The sequence below is a fragment of the Kitasatospora sp. NPDC059973 genome (assembly GCF_042737525.1).
Taxonomy (GTDB): Bacteria; Actinomycetota; Actinomycetes; order Streptomycetales; family Streptomycetaceae; genus Kitasatospora.
This window is the reverse complement of record NZ_JBHWUI010000048.1, coordinates 42856-51005: the sequence shown is the minus strand read 5'-3', so window position 1 is coordinate 51005 and position 8150 is coordinate 42856. Positions and strand designations below refer to the sequence as shown.

The following is an 8150-nucleotide window of genomic DNA, read 5'->3' as shown; positions in this document are numbered from 1 at the left end:
CCGGTGCCTTCGCGGCCGGCGACCAGCTGGCCGTCGCCGGGCACGACCTGGCGGCCGCCCTGACGGCCCTGCCGGCCCAGGCGCTGGTGCCGCTCCCGGAGCCGCTGGGCGGGCCCGCGGCGGCCCCGGCGGTGCTCGCCCGGGCCCTGGCCGAGGTGGCCGCCACAGCCGCGCTCTGCGGCTGAGCCCGGGCCCGGCGGCAGCGGCCCGGTGGACGGCCGGAGCGGAACGGCCCGGTACGAGGGCCCGGTACGTGGGCCTGGTACGTGGGCCCGGTACGAGGGCCCGGTGGGCGGCCGGTGCGGGCCGCCGGCGGGAAACGGTGGACGGGAACGCCGAGGGCCGACCGGATCGGTAACCCCTTGATCCGGTCGGCCCTCGGGTGAACGTCGGCCGCGGCTGTCGCGGCCGCGTCCGCGCGCGTGGTGTCAGATGCTGGCCACCACCCGGTCGGCGAGCACGTAGACGGCGTCGTCGTCGGTGGAGAAGGTCAGCGAGTACGAGCCGGAGAACCGCGAGCCCCCGAGCAGCCGGACGTCCTCGCCGGCCCGGACGGCGTCGATCAGCCGGTACGCGGCCTCCCGGTCGCCGGGGGCGACGCAGAGCGTGGTGCCGTCGGCGAAGGCGTACACGTCCAGCGTGCCGAGCGGGCCCGGGCGGACGTCCGTCAGCGCCACGCCCTCCTCGGCGAGGGTGGCCAGCCGGGTGTCGGTCCACTCTCGGGACGGCGCCTGGCTGGGCACGAAGTCCGGGTGCGAGGGGTGGCGGCGCGGGTCGGGGGCGGGCGCGGGCGCGTCCTCGACCATCGGCTCGGCGTCCAGCAGTCCGGCCTCCAGGCCGGTGGCCAGCAGGTCGGCCTCGCGGCGGGCCCGGGCGTCGCCGCCGCCCTCGGCGACCGGGACCCCCGCGGGGTGCCCCGGGCGCAGCGGGGCGCCGCCGTCGGTCCCGGGCGCGTCGGGCTCGGCGCCGCCCTCGTTGATCAGGTCCTCCAGCGCCGACCGCAGCGCCTCACCGAACTCCGGGTCCATGGTGCCCGCGTTGTCGGCGGCCTCCTGCGGACCGGTCGGCCGGGGGAAGAAGAGCGGCCACTCGTCGGTGGAGCCGAGCACGCCGGCGAAGGGGGAGTCGAACAGTGGCGCGTCCTCGGCCGCGCGGGCCTCCTGCTCGGCCCAGAAGGCGCGGGCCTCGGTGATCTCCCGCTCGCGGTCGGCGGCGAGAGCCTCGGCGACGGCGCGGCGGATCGCGGCCTCGTCGACCGGTGCGGGCGTGGCGGTGGCCGCGGCCCGGGCGTCCAGCCGGCGGGAGAGCCCGCGGAGGTGGACCAGCACGGCGGTCGTCACGGCGATCAGTATCAGCAGGAGGAGGGTGTAGACGGCGCTCACGGAACGTACTCCTAGGGAGGAGTGGAACGGGGTTACCTCTCCACATTGCCCCATACGGGGCTGTTACCGCAGTGGCGAATGTCTAATTTGCCCGGGACTTTCGCTCTTGTCCCCAAATTGTTAGGTAACACCGTTCTACGCAGCGGAGTTGATCCGCTCCGCACTGTCGATTTCCGGGCCCGATTCGAAAGAAAAGAGGGCCGGATCGACCTCGCGGTGTGATCCGGCCCTCAATTACTGTGCGTCACTCCAAATGGGTGGTCTGGACCCTTCGGGGTTGACGCCGGGAGGTTCAGCTGAGCCGCTCGACGACCATCGCCATGCCCTGGCCGCCACCGACGCACATGGTCTCCAGCCCGAACTGCTTGTCGTGCCACTGGAGGGAGTTGATCAGGGTGGTGGTGATGCGGGCGCCGGTCATGCCGAAGGGGTGGCCGACGGCGATGGCGCCGCCGTTGACGTTCAGGCGGTCGAGGTCGACGCCCAGGTCCCGGTAGGAGGGGATGACCTGGGCGGCGAAGGCCTCGTTGATCTCGACGAGGTCGATGTCGCCGATGGTGAGGCCGGCCCGGCGCAGCGCCTGCTTGGAGGCCTCGACGGGGCCGTAGCCCATGATCTCGGGGGAGAGGGCGCTGACGCCGGTGGAGACGACGCGGGCGAGGGGGGTGATGCCGAGTTCGCGGGCCTTGGTGTCGGACATGATGACGAGGGCGGCGGCGCCGTCGTTGAGGGGGCAGCAGTTACCGGCGGTCACGGTGCCGTCGGGGCGGAAGACGGGCTTGAGGCCGGAGACGGCTTCGAGGGTGACGCCGGCGCGGGGGCCGTCGTCGGTGGAGACGACGGTGCCGTCGGGGGGGGTGACGGGGGTGATCTCGCGCTCCCAGAAGCCGGACTTGATGGCGGCCTCGGCGAGGTTCTGGGAGCGGACGCCGAAGGCGTCCTGGTCGGCGCGGGTGATGCCCTTGAGGGCGGCGAGGTTCTCGGCGGTCTGGCCCATCGCGATGTAGGCGTCGGGGACGAGGCCGTCCTCGCGGGGGTCGTGCCACTCCCCACCGCCCTGCTCGGCGCGCTGGGCGGTACGGGCCTGGGCGTCGTCGAAGAGCGGGTTCATGGTGCCGGGCATGCCGTCGGAGGTGCCGTTGACGCTGCGGGAGACGGTCTCGACGCCGGCGGAGATGAAGACGTCGCCCTCGCCGGCCTTGATGGCGTGCAGTGCCATCCGGGTGGTCTGCAGCGAGGAGGAGCAGTACCGGGTGACGGTGGTGCCGGGGAGGTAGTCCATGCCCATCTGGACGGCGACGATCCGGGCGAGGTTGTGGCCCTGCTCGCCGCCGGGCAGGCCGCAGCCGAGCATCAGGTCGTCGATGTCGCGGGGGTCGAGCTGGGGGACCTTGGCGAGGGCGGTGGCGATGATGTGGGCGGTCAGGTCGTCGGGGCGGACGTCCTTGAGGGAGCCCTTGAAAGCCCGGCCGATCGGCGAACGGGTGGCGCTGACGATGACGGCTTCGGGCATGACGGGCTCCTCGCTGAGTGACCTTCGGGCGGTGGGGTGTCCGGGTGGCGGTCCGACGGGAACGACCGGGTGCGCGGGGGACGCCCGGGAGGAAAGTTACCGTCTGGTAGATCAGGCGTCACCCGCCCCGGCGTGTGAGCTGGCCGACGTGTTCCCGCGGTCGGGCCCGGCGGCCGGGGCCGACCGCCCGGCGGGCCCCTCGGCGGCCCAGGTGCCCGGCAGGCCGACGCGCAGCCGGTGGCGCAGCAGGGCCCAGCGCCGGCCCGCGCCCTCCGCGCCGACGGCGGCCACCTCGGTGCCGGAGCGGTCCGCCGCGGCGGCCGCGGCCACCGCCACCGGCAGCACCGTCTCGCCCGGCACGGCTCCGGCCGGCCGCTCGTCCTCGGGCCAGAGGCCCAGCACCGCGCAGAGCGAGGGCAGCACGGCCATCGCGGCCGTCGCGTACCCCTGGGCCGACGGGTGGTAGCGGTCGGCGGCGAACATCTCCGGCCGGGCCGCGAACTCCGGCCCGAGCAGTGAGCCCAGCGAGACCGTCCGGCCGCCGGCCTCCACCACGGCGATGGTCTGCGCCGCCGCCAGCTGCCGGCTGACCCGCCGGGCCACCCAGCGCAGCGGCGGCCGGACCGGCTTGATGGTGCCGAGGTCCGGGCAGGTGCCGACCACCACCTCGCAGCCGTTGGCGCGCAGCGCGGCGACCGCCTCGCCGAGGTGGCGCACCGCGAGCTGGGCCGGGCTGTGCCGGGTCACGTCGTTGGCGCCCACCATGATCACGGCGATGTCGGGGCGGTGCGGCAGGGCGAGCTCCAGCTGGCCGGAGAGGTCGGCGGAGCGTCCGCCGGAGCGGGCCACGTTGACCAGCCGGACCGGCCGCTCGGCCACCGACGCCAGGCCGGCGGCCAGCAGCGCGCCCGGGGTGTCGCGGGCGCGCAGCACCCCGAGGCCGGCGGCGGTGGAGTCGCCGAGGAAGGCGAGCACGAGGGGCGGCTGGCCGGTGCTGCCGGCGTCGGCGAAGGCCTCGCCGTAGACGCCGTCGGCCCGGGGCGGGTCGCCCTCCAGGATGCCGATGGCCTGCACGGCCAGCTTGCTCTCGGTCAGCAGCACGCCGACCAGGCCGACGCCCAGCAGGCCGAGCCCGCCGCCGCCGTACGCCGCCGCGGTGGCGATGCGGCGGGCCACCCGGGCCCGCGACTCCTGTGCCCCTGGCATCCGGTGCCCCCTTCGCGTCCTCGTGCCGCCCCCAGTCGGAGCCGCCACTCGCGTTGCCTGTACACCTCCTACCCGTCCTCGGCCGTGCGCTATCGACGGGACTGGGCCATCCGTGGGCGCACCGCGCGAGCGGCGGTCGGGCGGCGGTCCGGAAGGGGGCCGCGTGGGGGCGGGGCGCAGGTGTGACGCAGGGGAGGGCCGGGGCCGGTGGCACGGCCTAGGCTTTGCAGTACCGAAAGCACTCGCATGCCCACAGACCGGGAGGACCCCCGTGCGGTACCACAACTCGATCATCGACCTGGTCGGCAATACGCCCTTGGTCAAGCTCAACAAGGTCACCGACGGCATCAGCGCGACAGTGCTGGCGAAGGTCGAGTACTTCAACCCCGGCGGTTCCGTGAAGGACCGGATCGCGATGCGCATGATCGAGGCCGCCGAGGCCTCGGGCGCGCTGAAGCCCGGCGGCACGATCGTGGAGCCGACCTCCGGCAACACCGGTGTCGGCCTGGCGATCGTGGCCCAGCAGAAGGGCTACAAGTGCATCTTCGTCTGTCCGGACAAGGTGTCCACCGACAAGATCAACACGCTGCGCGCGTACGGCGCCGAGGTGGTCGTCTGTCCGACCGCCGTCGCCCCGGAGCACCCGGACTCCTACTACAACGTCTCGGACCGGCTGGTCCGTGAGACGCCGAACGCCTGGAAGCCGGACCAGTACTCCAACCCGGACAACCCGGCCTCGCACTACCACTCCACCGGTCCGGAGCTGTGGGAGCAGACCGAGGGGCGGATCACCCACTTCGTGGCCGGCGTCGGCACCGGCGGCACCATCTCCGGCACCGGCAACTACCTGAAGGAGGTCTCCGGCGGCAAGGTCAAGGTCGTCGGCGCCGACCCGGAGGGTTCGGTCTACTCGGGCGGCACCGGCCGGCCGTACCTGGTCGAGGGGGTCGGTGAGGACTTCTGGCCGACCGCCTACGACCGTGGCGTCGCGGACGAGATCGTCGCCGTGTCCGACAAGGACTCGTTCCAGATGACCCGCCGGCTGGCCAAGGAGGAGGGCCTGCTGGTCGGCGGCTCCTGCGGGATGGCCGTGGTGGCCGCGCTGGAGGTGGCCGAGCGGCTGGGCCCGGACGACGTCGTGGTGGTGCTGCTGCCGGACGGCGGCCGCGGCTACCTGTCGAAGATCTTCAACGACGACTGGATGGCCGACTACGGCTTCCTGCCCTCGGCCACCGACGAGGCGCACATCGCCGAGGTGCTGGCCCGCAAGGACGCCATCGAGCACGAGGGCATCCCGCAGTTCGTCCACATGCACCCCAACGAGACCGTCGCCGAGGCGGTCCGGGTGCTGCGCGAGTACGGCGTCTCGCAGATGCCGGTGGTCTCCCCGGGGGCCGGCCACCCCGACATCATGGCCGGTGAGGTGATCGGCTCGGTCGCCGAGAAGCTGCTCCTGGAGGGCGTCTTCGCGAACGAGATCCAGCTGGACGACACACTGGACAAGGTGATGTCCAAGCCGCTGCCCGTGGTCGGTTCGGGCGAGACCGTCACCAACCTGATGACGGTGCTGGAGAAGGCCGACGCGGCCGTGGTGCTGGTGGAGGGCAAGCCGCAGGGCATCGTCACCCGCCAGGACCTGCTGGGCTTCCTGGCCGCCCGCAGCTCGCACTGACGGCGGCTCATCGAGGCCGCCCGCCCAAGCGGCTGAGGGCTCGTCCGGGGGCGAAGTGGTACACCGGCGTCACCTGCGCGCAGCACGCGCTTAACACGCGTCGGGCATCGTTGAGGTCAACGGCAAGACGCCGAACGAGGCGACGACAACCGTCCGGGAGCGGCTCCCCGGTGGTCGTGGTCGTCTCCGGACACGTCGGACGGCCCTGACCCGGCCGGCCGTGTCCTGCCCTTCGTGCCCGGTTGCGGGTGCGGAGGGGCCCACCGCGGGGGGCGTCGTCGTCCCGCCCCTGTCCGGCTCCGGCCGGTCATCAGGGTGCGACGGCTCCCGCGGTCGTCACCGCGCCGTTTCGGCGCGTCTCCGCGGCTCCCGGGTGGGGGAGCCCCGGCGGAGACGGCAGGGCCGGTCCCTCCTCGGAGGGGCCGGCCCTTCCCGTGCGTCCGCCCGTCCCGTGGGCCGCTCGCCGGCCGTGCCCGCGGGCGCCCCGGCCGGGAACCGCCGCCCTCCGCCCCTCGGACCCGGCGTGCCTTCGGGCCGGAGCGGTTTCCCGTACGCTCGCACGCATGACCAGCACTGACACGACCGGCCAGGACGAACCGCGCTACGTCCGGCTCAGCATCGAGCTCATCGCCGAGATCACCGACGAGGGGGCCCTCAAGGCGGCGGCCCTGCAGCAGGTGGCGGACGACGAGTACCTCGACGACGAGGAGCGCGCCCAGTCCGTCGAGGCCATCGAGGTGGACCCGTCGGGTTCGCTCGCGCACTTCATCGACCCGGTCGCCCTGCTCGGCGACGTCCCGGGCGTCGAGCTCGCCTCGGCGACCTGGGAGTCCGCGCAGACCGAGTTCGACGCCGAGGGGGAGGGCTGGGACGAGTACACGGTGGACGAGCCCGCCGAGTAGTCCTGACCGACTTTTCGTCACGGCCCGCGAGTGCCCGGTCTGCTTTCGCAGACCGGGCATTTTGTCCATATTTGGCAGGAAGTTGAGTAGTCTCATACGATCGCCACTCGTCGGTGATGGAACCGTGAAAGGGCGGATTGCGTTTCTCTATCCGTAATGCCCGGGATGATCAGCAGGGAGAAGGCGACGTGACGGCACGGGACGGGCAGGGTCGGGCGGCCGGCGGGAACTGGAGCCGGCGCGGTGTGCTGGCGGGTCTGATCGGCGCGCCGGTCCTGCTGCTGGCGGCGTGCAACGACAGCAAGGGCGACGGCGGGAGCGCCGCCGGCCCGGGCAGCGGATCCTCGGGCGGCGGCGCCACGGGCAGCGGCCCCGCGAGCGCGAGCAGCGCGCCGAAGACCTCGGTGGCCGTCATCACCGTCACCCCCGCCGACGGCTCCACCGCCGCCAGCTTCAGCGAGCCGGTCCGGGTCACCGTCACGGGCGGCACCCTCGGCTCGGTCAAGGTCACCGACTCGACCGGCAAGGCGCTGGCCGGGGAGCTCTCCTCGGACGGCACCGGCTGGACGTCCGCCGCCGCGCCCGCCAGCGGGACCAAGTACACCGTCACCGCCTCGGCCACCGACAAGGACAAGCTGGAGGCGGACGCCAACGCCGTCTTCACCACGGCGACCCCGGCCAACACCTTCGTCGGCTACTTCACCCCCGAGGACGGCTCGGTCGTCGGCGTCGGCATGCCGGTCTCGATCAACTTCAGCAAGCCGGTGACCGACCGCAAGGCCGTCCAGCAGGCGATCACCGTGACAGCCGAGCCCGGCGTCGAGATCGTCGGGCACTGGTTCTCCAGCACCCGCCTGGACTTCCGGCCGCAGGAGTACTGGGCCAAGGGCACCAAGGTCACCGTGCAGCTCCGGCTCAAGGACGTCCAGGCCGCCAAGGGCGTCTACGGCACCCAGTCCAAGGACGTCCGCTTCACCATCGGCCGCGCGCAGACCAGCGTCGCCGACCTCGCCGCCAAGAAGCTCACCGTCACCACCGACGGCCAGGTCAGCGCCGTCTACCCGATCTCCGGCGGCTCGCCGGAGTACCGCACCTGGGGCGGCAAGATGGTCATCTCGGAGCAGTACCAGCAGACCCGGATGAACTCGCAGACCGTCGGCCTCGGCAGCGAGTACGACATCGCCGACGTGCCGCACGCCCAGCGCCTGACCACCTCCGGCACCTTCATCCACGGGAACTACTGGTCCCCGGCGTCGATCTTCGGCAGCCAGAACACCAGCCACGGCTGCGTCGGCCTGAAGGACGCCAAGGGCGGCCAGGACCAGGGCCTGGACGGCTACAAGTTCTACAAGAGCTCGATGATCGGCGACGTCGTCGAGGTCGTGAACTCCGGCGACAAGACCGTCGAGCCCTCCAACGGCCTGAACGGCTGGAACCTGGGCTGGGCCGCCTGGAAGGCCGGCAGCGCGGTCTGA

General features: G+C 73.0%; 6 protein-coding genes and 1 pseudogene. 4 read left to right on the top strand and 3 right to left on the bottom strand.

All coding sequences use genetic code 11. From position 1 onward, the window contains the following. Positions 1–185: pseudogene (locus ACFWA9_RS15835) on the top strand (hypothetical protein); the annotation flags it as partial. A 243-nt stretch (positions 186–428) separates the two neighbouring features. On the opposite strand, the gene ACFWA9_RS15830 reads toward ACFWA9_RS15835, so the two are convergent. The 3 genes from ACFWA9_RS15830 to ACFWA9_RS15820 all read right to left on the bottom strand — a co-directional run bounded on the left by ACFWA9_RS15830 (position 429) and on the right by ACFWA9_RS15820 (position 4101). Beyond that, positions 429–1382, bottom strand: coding sequence for a hypothetical protein (locus tag ACFWA9_RS15830; RefSeq protein ID WP_329489352.1), 954 nt, complete (start codon positions 1380–1382; stop codon positions 429–431). A gap of 292 nt (positions 1383–1674) precedes the next feature. Further along, positions 1675–2895 carry an acetyl-CoA C-acetyltransferase gene (locus ACFWA9_RS15825; RefSeq protein ID WP_380387513.1) on the bottom strand — a complete coding sequence of 407 codons (1221 nt, stop codon included), beginning with the start codon at positions 2893–2895 and terminating at the stop codon, positions 1675–1677. A 111-nt stretch (positions 2896–3006) separates the two neighbouring features. Further along, on the bottom strand, positions 3007–4101 hold the full coding sequence (locus ACFWA9_RS15820; protein WP_380387510.1) for an SGNH/GDSL hydrolase family protein: 1095 nt from the start codon (positions 4099–4101) through the stop codon (positions 3007–3009). 271 nt (positions 4102–4372) lie between these two features. Here ACFWA9_RS15820 and ACFWA9_RS15815 point away from each other — a divergent pair, with 271 nt between their 5' ends. The 3 genes from ACFWA9_RS15815 (at position 4373) to ACFWA9_RS15805 (ending at position 8150) form a co-directional block, all read left to right on the top strand. Then, positions 4373–5773, top strand: a complete 1401-nt coding sequence (locus ACFWA9_RS15815) for a cystathionine beta-synthase (RefSeq protein WP_329489355.1) — start codon at positions 4373–4375, stop codon at positions 5771–5773. A gap of 563 nt (positions 5774–6336) precedes the next feature. Then, complete coding sequence (locus ACFWA9_RS15810) at positions 6337–6675, top strand: hypothetical protein (protein WP_329489356.1); 339 nt, start codon at positions 6337–6339, stop codon at positions 6673–6675. A 188-nt stretch (positions 6676–6863) separates the two neighbouring features. Continuing rightward, entirely contained in the window at positions 6864–8150 is a 1287-nt protein-coding gene (locus tag ACFWA9_RS15805; RefSeq protein WP_329489357.1) for an Ig-like domain-containing protein, read from the top strand.